At 44.2% G+C, this 17,756-nt stretch carries 15 protein-coding genes; 14 read left to right on the plus strand and 1 reads right to left on the minus strand.

Annotated elements, in window-relative coordinates; translation table 11 throughout:
• The first annotated feature begins 20 nt into the window (after nt 1–20).
• The 3 genes from rbfA (at nt 21) to rpsO (ending at nt 1,862) form a co-directional block, all read left to right on the plus strand.
• On the plus strand, nt 21–479 hold the full coding sequence (gene rbfA / locus KO537_RS13285) for a 30S ribosome-binding factor RbfA (protein ID WP_105251700.1): 459 nt from the start codon (nt 21–23) through the stop codon (nt 477–479).
• Nucleotides 479–1,444, plus strand: a complete 966-nt coding sequence (gene truB / locus KO537_RS13290) for a tRNA pseudouridine(55) synthase TruB (protein WP_219234624.1) — start codon at nt 479–481, stop codon at nt 1,442–1,444. Before rbfA ends, truB begins: the two co-directional genes overlap by 1 nt.
• Nucleotides 1,445–1,592: 148 nt before the next feature.
• A complete protein-coding gene (gene rpsO, locus KO537_RS13295) occupies nt 1,593–1,862 on the plus strand; it encodes a 30S ribosomal protein S15 (RefSeq protein ID WP_028761447.1) in 270 nt (89 codons plus the stop codon).
• 191 nt (nt 1,863–2,053) lie between these two features.
• Here rpsO and KO537_RS13300 read toward each other — a convergent pair whose 3' ends face one another.
• Entirely contained in the window at nt 2,054–4,108 is a 2,055-nt protein-coding gene (locus KO537_RS13300) for an EAL domain-containing protein (protein ID WP_105251701.1), read from the minus strand.
• Between the two features lie 195 nt (nt 4,109–4,303).
• Between KO537_RS13300 and pnp the strand changes: the two genes are divergently transcribed.
• From pnp to deoD, 11 genes are all read left to right on the plus strand, one after another.
• Nucleotides 4,304–6,403 (plus strand): polyribonucleotide nucleotidyltransferase, encoded by a 2,100-nt coding sequence (gene pnp / locus KO537_RS13305; protein WP_105251702.1) that lies wholly within the window; start codon nt 4,304–4,306, stop codon nt 6,401–6,403.
• A 192-nt stretch (nt 6,404–6,595) separates the two neighbouring features.
• Nucleotides 6,596–7,498: a lipoprotein NlpI gene (nlpI, locus tag KO537_RS13310; RefSeq protein ID WP_168822816.1), complete on the plus strand. Its 903-nt coding sequence runs from the start codon at nt 6,596–6,598 to the stop codon at nt 7,496–7,498.
• Nucleotides 7,499–7,597: 99 nt separating this feature from the next.
• On the plus strand, nt 7,598–9,178 hold the full coding sequence (gene prfC, locus KO537_RS13315; RefSeq protein ID WP_219234625.1) for a peptide chain release factor 3: 1,581 nt from the start codon (nt 7,598–7,600) through the stop codon (nt 9,176–9,178).
• 91 nt (nt 9,179–9,269) lie between these two features.
• Nucleotides 9,270–9,473, plus strand: a complete 204-nt coding sequence (locus KO537_RS13320; protein ID WP_198572941.1) for a hypothetical protein — start codon at nt 9,270–9,272, stop codon at nt 9,471–9,473.
• 10 nt (nt 9,474–9,483) lie between these two features.
• Nucleotides 9,484–10,248, plus strand: coding sequence for a TatD family hydrolase (locus KO537_RS13325; protein ID WP_219234626.1), 765 nt, complete (start codon nt 9,484–9,486; stop codon nt 10,246–10,248).
• 176 nt (nt 10,249–10,424) lie between these two features.
• The gene (locus KO537_RS13330; RefSeq protein ID WP_105251707.1) at nt 10,425–11,720 is read left to right on the plus strand and encodes a NupC/NupG family nucleoside CNT transporter; all 1,296 of its coding nucleotides are present in this window, start codon (nt 10,425–10,427) and stop codon (nt 11,718–11,720) included.
• A gap of 347 nt (nt 11,721–12,067) precedes the next feature.
• Nucleotides 12,068–12,907, plus strand: a complete 840-nt coding sequence (locus KO537_RS13335) for an outer membrane protein OmpK (RefSeq protein ID WP_113939307.1) — start codon at nt 12,068–12,070, stop codon at nt 12,905–12,907.
• 421 nt (nt 12,908–13,328) lie between these two features.
• Nucleotides 13,329–14,099, plus strand: coding sequence for a deoxyribose-phosphate aldolase (gene deoC, locus KO537_RS13340; protein ID WP_219234627.1), 771 nt, complete (start codon nt 13,329–13,331; stop codon nt 14,097–14,099).
• Nucleotides 14,100–14,283: 184 nt separating this feature from the next.
• Entirely contained in the window at nt 14,284–15,615 is a 1,332-nt protein-coding gene (gene deoA, locus KO537_RS13345) for a thymidine phosphorylase (RefSeq protein WP_219234628.1), read from the plus strand.
• 9 nt (nt 15,616–15,624) lie between these two features.
• Entirely contained in the window at nt 15,625–16,839 is a 1,215-nt protein-coding gene (locus KO537_RS13350) for a phosphopentomutase (RefSeq protein ID WP_219234629.1), read from the plus strand.
• 91 nt (nt 16,840–16,930) lie between these two features.
• On the plus strand, nt 16,931–17,641 hold the full coding sequence (gene deoD, locus KO537_RS13355; RefSeq protein WP_113939310.1) for a purine-nucleoside phosphorylase: 711 nt from the start codon (nt 16,931–16,933) through the stop codon (nt 17,639–17,641).
• Nucleotides 17,642–17,756 lie beyond the last annotated feature (115 nt).

Consider the following 17,756-nt stretch of genomic DNA (forward strand, 5'->3'; position numbering starts at 1 on the left):
AAGCTATGGTAAGAAATATTATGGCAAAAGAATTCAGTCGTACTCGTCGAATCGCTCAGCAGCTTCAGCAAGAACTTGCTCAAGTGCTACAGCGCGACATGAAAGATCCTCGTATTGGCTTTGTGACTGTGAATGACGTCGACGTCTCTCGCGATCTCAGCTATGCCAAAGTGTTTGTGACTTTTTTCGAAGAAGACAAAGCTGTCGTTCAAGAAAAGCTAAATGCTTTGATCAGCGCAGCTCCATATATCCGCACTTTAGTGGCGGGTCGTATGAAGCTGCGTGTCATGCCTGAACTGCGTTTTATTTACGATAGCTCGCTGGTTGAAGGTATGCGCATGTCTAACTTAGTTAGCCAAGTGATCAACCAAGACAAAGCGAAGCAACAGCAATTTGGCAGCGAAGACGCATCGGTTGAAGATGAAGTCTTAGGTGATGATATTGCTGATGACGCAGATGAAACTGAAGGTAAAGATTAATGGCTCGTCGTCCAAAAGGTCGTTTTATCGATGGGATAGTGCTGCTGGATAAATCCACTGGCATGAGTTCTAACTTTGCATTGCAAAGGGTAAAGCGCTTTTTTAATGCGAATAAAGCTGGGCATACGGGCGCACTCGATCCGTTAGCGACAGGTATGTTACCTGTATGCTTAGGCGAAGGGACTAAGTTTTCTCAGCATCTATTGGATGCCGATAAACGCTATTTAGTCACTGCAAAACTTGGCGAACGGACAGATACCAGTGATTCCGATGGTGAAGTGGTGCAAACCCGCGCCATTGATTTTACCGAGGCGCAGTTATTAACCGCGCTTGATTTCTTCCGTGGTGAAACTCAGCAAGTGCCTTCTATGTATTCCGCGCTGAAATATCAGGGTCAGCCCCTGTATAAATATGCCCGTGAAGGCATAGAAGTGCCGCGTGAATCTCGCCCTATTACGGTATTTGAGCTAAATTTCATCGGTCTTGAAGGCGATGAGCTGACCTTAGACATTCATTGCTCTAAGGGCACTTATATTCGCACTATCATAGACGATCTCGGTGAGATGCTCGGTTGTGGCGCCCATGTGATTATGCTGCGCCGCACCCAAGTTGCACAGTATCCCTATGCCAGAATGGTCACTTTAGAACAACTTGAAGCGCTAGTTGCTCATGCACATGAACAAAAGATAGATCCGAGCGTATTACTCGACCCTCTGTTATTGCCTATGGACACGGCCGTGGCCGATTTCCCTGAGGTGAATGTGCCGGATGCGATAGCTCCTTACTTAATGCAAGGTCAAGCGGTTCGGGTACCGGTTAATGCAGAATTGAAAACCGATGAGTTGGTACGTATCACTTTAGGTGATATTCGCCGATTTGTGGGGATTGGCACAATGAACGAAGATGGCTTATTAGCGCCGAAACGACTCATTGTTATCCATGACGAACCTGCAGAAACGCATTAGCCCGCTATCCATCGACAAATGATTAAATTAGTTGATGCATTAGTCCCCGCCTTTTATTGCGCTAGGGTGGGTTTATGGGTAAAATAGCGCGCCCTCTGGCTGAGTTAGTGATCGGCTAGAGATTCATATTATTTATTTGGAGATATACATGTCACTAAGTCCTGAAGCAAAAGCAAAAATTTTGGCTGATTTTGGCCGTTGTGAAAACGACACTGGTTCAACTGAAGTTCAAGTTGCTTTGTTAACTGCGCAAATCAACCATTTGCAAGATCACTTCAAAGAGCACATTCATGATCACCACTCACGTCGTGGTCTGTTACGTATGGTTAGCTCACGTCGTAAGTTAACTGCTTACCTGAAACGTACTGATTTAGCACGTTACACTGCTCTGATCCAAAAGTTAGGTCTACGTCGTTAATTTCGCGTCGACTAACGTGAAAAAGGAGGCTTAGCCTCCTTTTTTATTGCCTAAAATTTAACAGAATATTTATTGTGCAAACGAGAGATATACAGAAGTTACAGCCAAAATCAGTCTAATGTTTAGGTCCGTTATGCTTAGCTTGATGTGATTAAGCATCGAATCGAAACTTAAGTGCCAATGTAAGTATCCTAAGCCCCACGTAAACCATCAAGACTGCTTATTGTTGCTGTTTGTGTTGCTATATACAGCGCTTCAAATTCTGCTTGGGGTAGAGGCTGACTAAAATAGAAACCTTGGCCGACTTGGCACTGATTTTCTTTCAACCAATCCAATTGCTGCTCGTTTTCAATGCCTTCGGCCACAATGGTCAAATTAAGCTGCTTACCTAACATTAAAATGGTTGATGCAATTGCGCTATCCCCTGGTAGATCGGAAACGAAACAACGATCGATTTTCATGGTAGTGATAGGCAAATGGCGCAGGTAAGAGAGTGAAGAATACCCTGTGCCAAAGTCATCGACTGCAATACCAAATCCGGCTGATTTCAATTGTTCAAGCTTAGCGATAGCGAGTTCAATGTCGTTCATCAAAGAGGTTTCAGTGATTTCAATTTCCAGCAACTCGGGTTGGATTTGATAGCGTAATGCCATCTGTTTGATATCGGGAACTAAACTAGCATCGGCAAATTGCTGTGAGGCAACATTAATCGCAATTGGGATGGCATAGTTATATTTTTTCTGCCATTCCCTAAGTACTTTACAGCTTTGCTCTATCACCCAACGACCTATAGGAATGATGATACCGGTCTCTTCCGCGACGGGAATAAAGGAAATGGGGCTGATGAGTCGTCCGTCTTTTTGCCAACGGATCAAGGCTTCACAGGCGATGACTTTGCCTGTTTGCAGATCAAGTTTCGGTTGGAAATACAGTAAAAATTCATTGTTTTTTAACGCATCATGTAAAGATGCTTCAGTGCGTAAACGAACTGCTGCTCGCTCAGTCATCTGTTGTTTGAAGAAGGCCCATTGATTCGAGCCTGCAGCTTTCGCGCTGTACATGGCAATGTCAGCGTGACGGATCAAATCTTCAGCGCTGTTACCGTCTTCGGGATAAATAGAAATCCCAATCGATGCCGCAGGATGAATTGCATGTTCATTTAATTGAATCGGGACATTGAGCTGGATCAGTAGCTTATCTACAAAATCTGCCGCTTGGTCTGGGGTGTGAACCGTATCGGCCAGAATAACGAATTCATCGCCACCTAAGCGGGAAACTGTGCCTTTATCACCAACGAATCGTTCGAGAATTCGGGCGATACGAGCGAGGAATTGATCGCCTAATGCGTGGCCAAGGGAATCGTTGATATTCTTAAAACGGTCTAAGTCGATAAACATCAATGCAAAGCTGCGTTTGTGTACTCGCGAGCGTTGGATAGTGACTGCAATGGTTTCAAGCAATAGTGTGCGGTTCGGTAAGCCTGTTAGCGGATCTCGGGTCGCCATTTTGCGCAGTTTGGATTGGGTTTGGCTAAATTGGATAAGAATTTGGTTGAATTTCGAGGTCACTAGGCCGAGTTCATCATCCTTGTGTGCGTTGGACATAGGTAAGAGATTTTCGTCCGGAGAGTCGGGTTCGATCTTATCGATGGCCTCACTGATGCGTGCGATAGGCTGAGTCAGGAAGCGATGGAATACCACGGAAAGCACTAAGGTGAGTAAGAGTGCACGAGCGAGAGTGGCAAAAAAACTAAATCTTAACTGCGAGAAGAGGGTGTTTGTTAGTTCTTGGGTATCGTAGAAAACCGTTAATGTACCAATGAGTTGCTGTTGTTGGGTACCTTCAAAATAAAAAGGCCTATACAAAGGGCGAGAAATTTCTTTGAGATCATCAAATAATTTATTACTTAAACTGATAAAAGTCTGTGAGTTATTCTGCTTATTATTACTGACAGAAACAAACATTGAGCCATCGTCCAGCTCAATCACCGCCGAGCCAACATGTTCGACTTTGATGGCACCCTCTAAAGTTTGACGGGCTAAATTATCATCTAATGCCCATACGGCATTTGCTGCAGGTTGTTCAACTGAATCAAGGAGTTCTTGCTGAGTGGTCGTGAGTTGTTGTTTGGTTGATACGACGACTAAAGCGATTTCAACAATAAAAATGGCAATGGCAAAAAATAGGGCAGTAAATACGACTAGGTTAGTTTGTTTCCACGTCAGTGACTTAAAACGGCCTGTCATCGGGCGCATCCTTCATGATAATTATTCACCATCGGCGAGATTTTCCGTATCAATATAAACCGCAACTCTTTGTTGATTTAACCACTTTAGTGAAAAGTTACGTATTTGTCATCATTATCTGCTCTTTATCTATTGATCCGAATTGCAGTATACTTACGCGCGTAATTCAAGGTCATTAATTAAGGAATGGGTCACGTGAATCCTATTGTAAAGAGTTTTGAGTATGGTCAACATACAGTCACCCTGGAAACAGGTGTTATAGCGCGTCAAGCTGATGCAGCCGTTTTAGCGAGTATGGGTGACACGACAGTGTTAGTCACTGTTGTCGGTAAAAAAGATGCAGATGCAGGCCGTGACTTTTTCCCTCTGACTGTTAACTATCAAGAAAAAACCTACGCAGCGGGTAAAATTCCTGGTGGTTTCTTTAAGCGTGAAGGCCGTCCTTCAGAAGATGAGACATTAATCGCTCGTCTGATCGACCGTCCAATTCGCCCTCTTTTCCCTAATGGTTTCAAAAACGAAGTTCAAGTTATCATTACCGTAGTATCTGTCGATCCACAAATCGAGCCAGATATCATCTCCATGATCGGTACTTCTGCAGCACTGGCTATTTCTGGTATTCCATTCAGCGGTCCTTTAGGTGCTGCACGTGTGGGTTACATTGATGGCGAATACGTGTTGAACCCAAGTGTTGCACAACTTGCAACTAGTCAACTGAACTTAGTGGTTGCTGGTACTGCTGGTGCAGTATTAATGGTGGAATCAGAAGCCCAAGCATTACCAGAAGAAGTGATGTTAGGTTCTGTAGTTTACGGTCACGATCAACAACAAGTGGTTATTAAGGCGATTGCTGAATTTAAAGCAGAAGCCGGTAAACCAACTTGGGATTGGACTGCACCAACGCAAGATGCCGATTTAGTCGCTCAAATCAAAGAGCTTGCTGAAGCTGGTTTAGGTGATGCGTATAAAATCCAAGTTAAACAAGATCGTTATGCTCAAGTTTCTGTTGTTAAAGCAGCAGCAAAAGAAGCCTTGTTAGCGAGCAATCCAAGCGTTGATTTACGTGAAGTTGACAACTTACTGGGTAGCTTAGAGAAGAAAGTGGTTCGTGGTCGCATCATCCGTGGCGAGCCACGTATCGATGGTCGTGAACCAGACATGATCCGTGCCTTAAGTGTGTTAGCGGGCGTATTGCCACGTACTCACGGTAGCGCATTGTTCACTCGTGGCGAAACTCAAGCGTTAGTCACTTGTACTTTAGGTACTGAACGTGATGCACAGAAGATCGACAGCATCATGGGCGAGCGCACTAACCGTTTCATGCTGCACTATAACTTCCCTCCATACTCTGTTGGTGAAACAGGCATGGTGGGATCACCTAAGCGCCGCGAAATCGGTCATGGTAAGTTAGCTTGGCGCGGTATTAACGCTGTTATGCCTTCAGCGGCTGAATTCCCATACAGCGTACGCGTTGTATCTGAAATCACTGAATCTAACGGTTCAAGCTCTATGGCGTCAGTATGTGGTACTTCTCTCGCGCTGATGGATGCCGGTGTACCTATCAAGACTTCTGTAGCGGGTATCGCTATGGGTCTAGTGAAAGAAGGCGATGATTTCGTTGTTCTTTCTGACATCTTAGGTGATGAAGATCATTTAGGTGACATGGACTTTAAAGTTGCGGGTACGCGTGATGGTATTACTGCACTGCAGATGGATATCAAGATCGAAGGTATCACTAAAGAAATCATGGATATCGCACTGCAACAAGCCTATGGTGCACGTGTACATATCCTGAACGTGATGGATCAAGCGATTGGTTCACACCGTGATGATATTTCTGATCACGCTCCACGCATCACTGTTATCAAGATCAATCCAGAAAAAATCCGTGATGTTATCGGTAAAGGTGGCGCAGTTATCCGTGCTCTGACCGAAGAAACGGGTACTACGATTGAACTAGAAGATGATGGTACTGTGAAGATCGCTTCTTCAAACGGCGAAGCAACTAAAGAAGCTATCCGTCGTATCGAAGAAATCACTTCAGAAGTTGAAGTGGGTCGTATCTACAATGGTAAGGTTATCCGTATCGTTGATTTCGGCGCATTCGTGAATATTCTGCCGGGCAAAGACGGTTTAGTACACATTTCACAAATCAGTGATGAACGTGTTGCTAACGTGTCTGATCACCTTGAGCTGAACCAAGAAGTTGCCGTTAAGGTGATGGAAGTGGATCGTCAAGGCCGCGTACGTCTGTCAATTAAAGAAGCACAAACGAAAGAAGCTGCTGCTGAATAATGAGTCTTTGACTTATTTATAGGCACACACTTTTTAAGTGATTGCATCAAAAGGAGATCAAATGATCTCCTTTTTTGTTTTAGCATTAAGAAAGTCAGTATTAATCTTAATTCCCTAATAGCGGTCCTGTGGTGGGATTGCTATCATGAAGATTCTTCTGCGTATGTTGGGAATCTAAAAAGGTAGAAATGGATGAGTCTTAAAATTAGAACCGCTGTCGTTGCTGTGCTGGCGAGTGCCAGTCTGTTGTTAGCCGGATGCGCAACCACCCAGTCTCCTTTAGATAACCATAATGATGTTGAAGGTAAATTGGTTGTCGCGCCAGTTATGCCTGATTATAAAGTCGAAGTGACACTGGCAAAACTCAACGAGATTTTGGCTACGGTCGAACTGACGAATGAACAGAGAGCCAGATTTCATTACGATCGTGGTGTGATTTACGACAGTGTGGGCTTAAGACTGCTCGCACGGATTGATTTTATGCAAGCGTTAAAACTTCAGCCTGATCTTGCTGATGCCTATAATTTCCTTGGAATTTATTACACCCAAGAAGGTGAATACGACAGCGCCTATGAAGCCTTCGATGGCGTATTAGAGTTAGCACCTAATTATGATTATGCCTATTTGAATCGCGGTATTGCTTTGTACTATGGCGACCGTATTGATTTAGCGACTAAAGATATGCAGGCGTTTTATGCAGGCGATAATAAAGACGGTTATCGGGCATTATGGTTGTATTTGATTGATTTGAAAGCTGACTCCGTTGAAGCTAAAAAACAGTTAGCGCAGCATCGTCAGAATTTAGAAAATGATGCTTGGGCGACCGTTATCGTCGATTATTATTTAGGTAAAAAAAGCCGTGACGAGGTGTTTTCTGCGGCTAAAGTAGGCTTAACTTATCCGAAAGAATATGCTGAACGTTTATGCGAAGCTTATTTTTACCTTGCAAAAATGGCGATAGAAACTAAGCAATATCAAGATGCTGCAAACTATTTTCGCTTAGCATTGGCAACCAATATCTATGATTTTGTCGAACATAGATATGCGCGTATTGAACTCGCCAAAGTCAAAGGTTTGCTCGAAGCCACAAAATAACCTCTCTCAGCCCGAGTTCATCTCGGGCTTTGCCTAGCCAAGCTCGAACTGAGGCGCTATAATTTGCGCCTTTTTAGCGATACAAGTGCATAGGTTAACATGTCAGGCAATAAAGTAGAGGTCGATAAACGTCGCACCTTCGCGATCATATCGCACCCCGACGCGGGTAAAACAACCATTACCGAAAAAGTGCTGTTATTCGGAAACGCTTTGCAGAAAGCGGGTACGGTTAAAGGCAAAAAATCGGGTCAGCATGCTAAGTCTGACTGGATGGAAATGGAGAAAGACCGTGGTATTTCTATTACTACGTCTGTCATGCAATTTCCCTATGGTGGCGCCCTTGTTAACTTACTCGATACGCCTGGTCACGAAGACTTCTCTGAAGATACTTATCGTACTCTGACGGCCGTTGACTCATGTTTGATGGTGATCGACTCTGCTAAGGGTGTTGAAGACCGTACTATCAAGTTGATGGAAGTGACACGTCTGCGTGATACGCCGATTGTGACCTTTATGAATAAACTCGACCGCGATATCCGTGATCCTATTGATCTAATGGATGAAGTCGAAAGCGTGCTGAATATTGCCTGTGCACCTATTACTTGGCCTATTGGCAGCGGTAAAGAATTTAAAGGTATTTACCACATACTGCGTGATGAAGTGGTGTTGTATCAAGGCGGTATGGGACACACGATCCAAGAGCGTCGCGTAATTAAAGGCATTAATAATCCTGATCTTGAGAAAGCGATTGGCAGTTATGCCGCTGATTTGCGCAATGAGATGGAATTAGTGCGCGGCGCGTCGCATGAATTTGACCATTCAGCTTTCTTGAAAGGCGAGTTGACCCCAGTATTTTTTGGTACTGCTTTGGGTAACTTTGGTGTGGACCATATTCTTGACGGCATCGTCGAGTGGGCACCTAAGCCATTACCGCGCGAAAGCGATACACGCGTTATCATGCCTGATGAAGAAAAATTCACCGGTTTCGTGTTCAAGATCCAAGCAAACATGGATCCAAAACACCGTGACCGTGTTGCCTTTATGCGTGTCTGTTCAGGTCGTTACGAGCAGGGCATGAAAATGCACCATGTGCGTATTGGTAAAGATGTTAACGTTAGCGATGCATTGACTTTTATGGCGGGCGATCGTGAACGTGCTGAAGAAGCTTACCCTGGCGATATCATCGGTTTACATAACCATGGCACTATCCGTATTGGCGATACGTTTACCCAAGGTGAAAAATTCCGTTTCACTGGCGTACCTAACTTCGCCCCTGAAATGTTCCGCCGTATTCGTCTGCGTGATCCGCTTAAACAGAAGCAACTCTTAAAAGGCTTAGTACAGTTATCTGAAGAAGGTGCTGTACAAGTATTCCGCCCAATTGATACTAACGATTTGATTGTTGGCGCTGTGGGTGTACTGCAGTTTGAAGTGGTTGTTGGTCGTCTGAAGAGTGAATATAACGTCGAAGCTATTTACGAAGGTATTAGCGTGTCGACAGCTCGCTGGGTTTATTGTAAGGATGAGCGTAAGCTTGAAGAGTTCCGCCGTAAGTGTAGCCAAAACTTGGCTCTCGATGGTGGCGATAACTTAACCTATATTGCACCAACTATGGTTAACCTTAATCTTTCGATGGAAAGATATCCTGATATTGAGTTTGCGAAAACCCGCGAACATTAATAGGGTTCGGTCTAGAATAGTGGTTGAAATGGCGGTGAATTCACCGCCATTTTTGTATCTAATGAAAATTAAAAATCGGTTCTGGATGTGAATGATGGCGAATTGGATCACAAAAACATGGCAGGCTTATATTCATTGGTGCGACCGAATGGGGCTGACACCTGAAAATCGTCGCTGTTGCATGCCGCGCCTTGAAGATCCTCCATTAGCGGTAAAATGCGCTAAAGCTTTGGTGGTTGACGAAACAGTATCGCCACCCGAACTTCATTCAATTGGTAAATCGACCGCAGAGTGAGGAATTTATTGTGATTGATACCCACGCCCATTTGGATTTTGCTGAGTTTGATGTTGACCGCGACGATGTGGTGTTGCGAATGCACAGTGTTGGCGTAGATAATCTGATTATTCCTGGTGTGTCCCCGCAGCACTGGCACAAACAGCTCGTCGTTGCCGAACAATACCAAACTTATTTTGCCCTCGGTATTCATCCTTGGTTTTGTCCAGAGGATGTTGATGCTGGGATCTTAGCATTAACATCTCAAGTTTCGGCGTTACTAGAATGTCCTCGCTTTGTTGCTATTGGTGAATGTGGCTTAGATAAGCTCTATTCCTCAACGTGGTCTCAGCAGCTTGCATTTTTTGAGGCACAATTAGCTTTAGCTAAGTCCGTTAATCTGCCAGTTATTATTCATAGCGTAAAAGCACATTCAGAGGTTTTAGGGTGTTTGAAAAAGCATCAATTGCCTAGAGGCGGTGTGATACATGCTTTTTCTGGCAGTACTGAAATTGCACTGGAATATATCAAATTAGGTTTTAAGCTGGGAATTGGTGGTTTGATTATGAACCCTAATGCCAAAAAATTGCTCAAAACTGTCAGCGAATTACCACTTCAGCACTTCATACTTGAGACTGACTCTCCTGCAATGACGCCGATAAATGTTACTGAAAAACGTAACCAGCCCGCTAACCTTGTTTTTTTTATAGACAAAATTGCCAATTTGCAAAAAAAATCAAGTGTTCTAATATCAGAACACTTGGTGTTGAATGCAATGCAACTGTTTGACCTTTAGCTGTTTTTAAATAAACAGGTGTAGGTCGCACTAGCATTCTGCACTAAGCGATTGAAATTAAACTCCAAAAATATGATCAAAACGACGATTTTCGACTTTGCCTCGGGTATAATCTGACTCGGAAATAGGTTGATTAACAACATAATTAAAAAGTGTTAACAATAGGGTGATGGTTAATGGATATATTAATGAGTTTAGTAGGGGTGGTCACCCTACTTGCGATAGGTTTCCTCCTATCGAATAACAAAAAAGCAATTAATTTACGTACAGTGGGCGGCGCGTTAGCTATCCAAGCTGCCTTCGGTGGTTTTGTACTGTATATTCCTGTTGGTAAAGACATTCTGAAAGGAATGTCTGATGCGGTTTCTAGCGTTATTGGTTACGCACAAAACGGTATCGGTTTCCTGTTTGGTGATTTAGCTAACTTCAAACTTGGCTTTATCTTCGCAGTTAACGTGTTACCCGTTATTGTGTTCTTCTCTTCTCTGATTGCGGTTCTATATTACTTAGGCGTTATGCAGTGGATCATCCGTATCATCGGTGGTGGTTTACAAAAAGCATTGGGCACAAGCCGTACTGAATCTATGTCAGCAACTGCTAACATCTTCGTTGGTCAGACTGAAGCCCCATTAGTGGTTCGCCCATTCATTCCAACTATGACGCAGTCTGAACTGTTTGCGATCATGGTGGGTGGTTTGGCATCAATCGCGGGTTCAGTATTGGCTGGTTACGCGCAGATGGGTGTACCTATCGAATACTTAGTTGCCGCTTCATTCATGGCAGCACCAGGTGGTCTATTAATGGCTAAACTGATGCACCCTGAAACTGAAGCTGCTAAAAATGACATGAGCGATTTACCAGAAGATCCTGACAAACCAGCTAACGTATTAGACGCCGCTGCTGCAGGTGCTTCATCAGGTATGCATTTAGCCTTAAACGTAGGCGCTATGTTGTTAGCCTTCGTTGGTTTGATCGCTATGGTCAACGGCATTATTGGTGGTGTGGGTGGTTGGTTTGGCGTTGAAGGTTTAACACTTGAACTGATCCTTGGCTATGTGTTCATGCCATTAGCATTCCTTATCGGTGTGCCTTGGAATGAAGCATTAGTAGCAGGTTCTTTCATCGGTCAAAAGATCATTGTTAACGAATTCGTTGCTTACTTAAACTTTGCTCCATATATCTCTGATGCTGCCACGGCTTGTACAGCAGTAGCTGCTGAAGTTGTTAAAGGTCTGCCGTTATGTGTTGCTGAGACACAAGCTGTGATGACTCATAGAACACAAGCGATTATTTCGTTTGCTCTGTGTGGTTTCGCTAACTTGTCTTCAATCGCGATTCTGCTTGGTGGTTTAGGTGCTATGGCTCCTAACCGTCGTCATGATTTAGCTACAATGGGTATTCGTGCGGTTATCGCCGGCTCTTTAGCTAACTTAATGAGCGCAACACTTGCTGGTTTGTTCTTAGCTATCTAAGTAGCAACAGTAGGGGGAAACCCCACTAACTGGGTCCTGACCATGCAGGGCAGGGCCTAAGTTAATTCAACCATTTTCCAGTAGTGATTCCTGTAGTGAATAGTTTCTCCAATTGAAAGACACAGAATGCAACTGAAGTGTAGCTGTCATTCTGTCTTAAATGTCGTGAGTCTACGGTTACGTTAATTAATCGTAATGCAGAAGTCGCGACTTTGTTCACAATTAAGAATTTTGTGTTTGTGATTTTACGCTAGATTATTGAGATTTTTTTTAATCTAGGTAGAATGCGAACGCCACAAAAAGAACGCTACCCTCGATGGTAGCAAACAAGATAAATGGGGTTGATGATGAAAAACGTTAAAACTTTAGCTTTAGCCGCTACTGCAGTAGCAGCAATCTCTGGCAACGCATTTGCTGCTGATCGTACTGATCTTCACGGTACTGATTATAAGTGGATGCAGTTCAACGCTATGTACTCTATTGGTGAAAAGCCAGATAACCCAGCAACAGGCGATCAACACAACTACTTAGAAATGGAATTCGGCGGTCGTTCTGGCGTATTCGATCTATACGGTTATGTTGACGTATTCAACTTAGCAAACCAATCAAGCAGCAACGGTGACAAGAACCCAGGTTCTGGCACAAGCAAAATTTTCATGAAGTTTGCTCCACGTGTGTCTATCGATGCTTTGACTGGTAAAGACTTATCTTTTGGCCCAGTTCAAGAAGTTTACTTCTCTACTCTGTTCAACTGGGATGGTCTGAATGGTGAAGGCGTTAACTCTTCATTCTGGGGTGTTGGTGCTGATGTAAACGTGCCTTGGTTAGGCAAAACAGGTATGAACCTATATGGTTTCTACGACCTGAATGCTAAAGAGTGGAACGGATATCAGTTCTCTGCTAACTGGTTCAAACCTTTCTACTTCTTTGATAACAAGAGCTTCCTGTCATTCCAAGGTTACATCGATTATCAATTCGGTGCAGATGAAGACCAAGCTGCTTTCGTACCAAAAACGTCAAACGGTGGTAACATCTTCTTCGGCCTATACTGGCATTCAGATCGTTATGCTCTGGGCTATGGCTTGAAAGGCTTCAAAGACGTTTATCTGTTAGAAGATGGTGCTGGTGCTCTAGCTCTAGAATCAACAGGTTGGTCACACTACCTGTCAGCAACTTACAAGTTCTAATCTCTTGTAATTATTGCTTGTTGGAGCCGCATTATGCGGCTCCATCTTTAGTTTTACCATGAGTCTTTATCTAAGCCTATTAGGCTAACAAGTGGGTTTATATAAAGGTTTGTGTTTTTCTCGCGCTAAAATGGATTTTTCGCGGAAAAGTAGGAGCAAGATTTTATTCGTATCCTCTCTTCCGGTCTTCAAGGATTCAAGTCGTGGTCACTTATAAGTTATTTTAAGTGTCAGGATGCCTATTGCTCTTTATGACTTAGGCAAGATTGAATACCTACAACAAGGTAGTTTGTACAAGCAAATTACTCGGCACCGCCTGAAGGCCCGGCCATATAAAAATAATCAAAATAATGCCACCTCTCAAGCGTTGCTTTTATGCGACTGATTTCTATTCATTTAATTTTTATTTTGGAGAGCTATTATGACTGATTTAAAAAAAGCAGCACAACGCGCCATTGAGTTAATGGACTTAACGACTTTGAATGATGACGACACAGATCAAAAAGTGATCGACCTGTGCCACAAAGCGAAAACGGCTGCGGGCAATACTGCCGCTATCTGCATTTACCCACGTTTCATCCCGATTGCACGCAAGACGTTAGATGAAATCGGTGCTGAAGATATCCAAATTGCCACTGTGACTAACTTCCCCCATGGCAATGATGACATTGCCATTGCTGTGCTAGAAACTCGCGCCGCTGTTGCCTATGGTGCCGACGAAGTTGACGTGGTATTCCCATACCGCGCACTGATGGAAGGCAATGAAACAATTGGTTTTGAATTAGTTAAAGCCTGTAAAGAAGCCTGTGGTGAAGTCTTGTTAAAAGTCATCATCGAATCTGGCGTGTTAGCTGATCCTGCTCTTATCCGCCGTGCATCTGAGCTTTCAATCGATGCAGGTGCTGACTTTATTAAAACCTCTACAGGTAAAGTGCCTGTAAACGCCACACTTGAAGCGGCTGAAATCATGTTAACTGTGATCAGCGAGAAGAATACACAAGTAGGCTTCAAGCCTGCCGGTGGTGTGCGTGATGCTGCACAAGCGGCTGAATTCCTTGGTGTTGCTGAGCGTATTTTAGGTGCTGAATGGGTTTCACCACGTACCTTTAGATTTGGTGCTTCAAGTTTACTAAACAGCTTGTTACACACACTAGAATTAGCTGATGCGCCTAAGCCGACTCAAGGCTATTAATTGCAAACTATCGCTGATTAATACTATCAGCGTATAGCGAGCCTAATTAAGTGTGACCTAAATCTATTTGGCAAACTCAAAACTTCGATAGTATGAACTTGTAATATTGCTACAGTTTTGATGTTTCATTGCAAAGATAAGCACTAGCGACAGGGTTGTTAGTGTCTATCTTGGAGGCAGTATCATGTTTCTAGCTCAAGAGATTATTCGTAAAAAACGTAATGGTTTAGCGCTAAGTTCCGCAGAAATACAGTTTTTTGTTCAAGGTATCACTACTAACGCAGTGTCCGAAGGCCAGATTGCCGCATTAGGCATGGCTGTGTACTTTAATGACATGAACATGGATGAAAGAATCGCTTTAACAACAGCGATGCGTGATTCTGGCACTGTACTTAATTGGCAGTCATTGGGACTCAATGGCCCTGTTATCGACAAACACAGCACTGGCGGTGTGGGTGATGTGATTAGCCTTATGCTTGGCCCTATGGCTGCGGCTTGTGGTGGTTATGTGCCTATGATTTCTGGGCGTGGCCTAGGTCATACGGGCGGCACGCTCGATAAGTTTGATGCCATTCCGGGTTATCAAACTGAGCCATCAAGTGAATTGTTCCGTAAAGTGGTTAAAGAAGTCGGTGTGGCGATTATTGGCCAAACAGGCGATCTCGTTCCTGCCGACAAACGTTTCTATTCTATCCGCGATAATACCGCCACCGTTGAATCCATTTCCCTCATCACTGCGTCGATTTTGTCTAAGAAATTAGCCTGTAATTTAGATGCGTTGGCGATGGATGTGAAAGTCGGTAGCGGCGCCTTTATGCCAACCTATGAAGCATCGGAAGAATTAGCTCGCAGTATTGCAGCTGTTGCTAATGGCGCGGGCACTAAAACGACAGCTTTGCTTACAGATATGAATCAAGTGCTTGCATCTTGCGCAGGTAACTCGGTTGAAGTGAAAGAAGCCATCGACTTTTTAACGGGTGCTTACCGTAACCCGCGTTTATATGAAGTCACTATGGGTCTTTGCGCTGAGATGTTGCTTCTGGGCGGTCTTGCAAGCAATGAAGCCGACGCTCGCGCTAAACTGAATCGTGTGCTCGATAATGGTCGCGCTGCAGAACTCTTTGGCAAGATGGTGTCGGGTCTTGGTGGTCCAGTCGATTTTGTTGAAAACTACAGTAAATACCTACCGCAATCACAAATTATTCGTCCAGTTTTTGCCGATATGCAAGGTTATGCCTATAGCATGGATACCCGTGAATTAGGTTTAGCGGTTGTGACCTTAGGTGGCGGCCGCCGTAAGCCTGGTGATGCACTAGACTATAGTGTTGGCTTAACTCAAGTGTGTGCTTTAGGCGATAAAGTAGATTCATCGACTCCGATTGCCGTTATCCATGCACAGTCTGAAGCCGCCTTCGCGGAAGCTGAACTTGCGGTGAAAAAAGCGATTCACATTGGTGAAACCGCTCCAGAAAAAACACCTGAGATCTATGCCTATATTCGTGCATCGGATCTTTAAGGAAGAATTATGAAACGTACCATTATTATGATGTTGGACTCCTTTGGAGTCGGTGCTTCTGCTGATGCAGCAAGCTTTGGTGATGTCGGTTCCGATACCTTTGGTCATATTGCTAAAGCATGCGCCGAAGGCAAAGCCGATATTGGCCGTGAAGGCCCGCTGAAATTACCTAACTTAGCGCGCTTAGGTTTAGGCCATGCAGCGATGGAAAGTACTGGTGCCTTTGCACCCGGTTTTGGCGATAATGTTGAGCTGATTGGTGCTTATGGTCATGCACAAGAGTTAAGTTCGGGTAAAGATACGCCGAGCGGTCACTGGGAGATGGCGGGCGTGCCCGTACTATTCGAGTGGGGTTATTTCAGCGAGCACCAAAATTCTTTCCCTAAAGAACTGACGGATAAGATCTTAGCCCGTGCAGGTCTGGATGGATTCTTAGGTAATTGCCATGCCTCAGGTACAACCATTTTAGAAGAGTTAGGCGAAGAGCACATGCGCTCTGGCAAGCCTATTTTCTACACCTCTGCTGATTCAGTATTCCAAATCGCTTGCCATGAAGAAACGTTTGGTTTAGAAAATCTCTATCGTCTTTGCGAAATAACCCGTGAAGAGTTAGAGCCTTACAACATAGGTCGCGTCATTGCCCGTCCATTTGATGGTACTGGTCCAAGTGATTTTGCCCGTACCGGCAATCGTAAGGATTATTCGCTCGCGCCACCTGCAAAAACTGTACTCGATAAGCTGAAAGAGGCTGGCGGTGAAGTGGTGAGTGTAGGCAAGATTGCCGACATTTATGCTTACTGTGGTATCACTAAAAAAGTGAAGGCGAACGGCTTAGAAGCACTTTTCGATGCGACCTTAGCCGAAGTGAAATCTGCGGGTGATAACACTATAGTGTTTACTAACTTCGTTGATTTCGACTCTCACTACGGTCATCGCCGTGATGTTGCTGGTTACGCCAAAGGGCTGGAATATTTTGATGCCCGTTTGCCTGAAATGCTCGCATTATTAGGTGAAGACGATCTGCTGATTTTAACGGCGGATCACGGTTGCGATCCAACATGGCAAGGCACGGATCATACCCGTGAATATGTGCCAGTATTAGCCTTTGGCGCTGGATTGAAAGCGGGATCGCTGGGTCGTCGTAATAGCTTTGCCGATATCGGCCAATCTATTGCGAGCCACTTTAAGCTTGAACCTATGGCCTATGGCGAATCGTTCCTTTAGGCAAATTAGCATTTATTTCGATTTGGCGGCTGACATTTGCCGCCAGTAAACAAAGACTTAAGTCTTAATAAAATAAACAGGGGTTATTTCGATGGCAACACCACACATTAATGCTGTAGAGGGCGCATTCGCTGAGACAATGCTGTTTCCAGGCGATCCATTACGTGCAAAATATATTGCTGAAACATTCTTAGAAAATGTTGAGCAAGTGACTGATGTTCGAAACATGCTAGGTTTTACTGGTACTTACAAAGGTAAGCGTATTTCAGTAATGGGTTCTGGCATGGGTATTCCTTCATGCTCTATCTATGCAACTGAATTAATTCGTGATTACGGCGTTAAGAACCTGATCCGTGTGGGTACTTGTGGTGCGATCAGCACTGACGTTAAAGTACGTGACGTGATCATCGGTATGGGTGCATGTACTGACTCAGCGGTTAACCGTTTACGTTTTAAAGGCCAAGATTTTGCCGCTATCGCTAACTATGAGCTGATGAATGCGGTTATCGAATCTGCGAAAGCTCGCGGGACTAAAGTTCGCGTAGGTAACATTTTCTCTGCGGACCTGTTCTACACTCCTGACCCACAAATGTTTGACGTGATGGAGAAAATGGGCGTGTTAGGCGTTGAAATGGAAGCGGCTGGCCTGTACGGTGTTGCCCATGAGTTTGGTGCGCGTGCCCTGTGCGTTGTGACTGTATCTGATCATATCCGCACCGGTGAAAAGACTTCTGCAGAAGAACGTCAAACCACATTCAATGATATGATCATCATGACATTAGAAGCGGCGATTACACTGTAACTGTTATTCTGTAAGAGTGTGCTACTGAAAAAGGGTTCGCAATGCGAACCCTTTTTTATGCCAATTTTTAGCGGCTGTTCTATTCGACTTTGTTATTAATGGTTTGGTTATTAGA

This window comes from Shewanella sp. NKUCC01_JLK (assembly GCF_019345615.1).
Lineage (GTDB): Bacteria > Pseudomonadota > Gammaproteobacteria > Enterobacterales > Shewanellaceae > Shewanella > Shewanella oncorhynchi.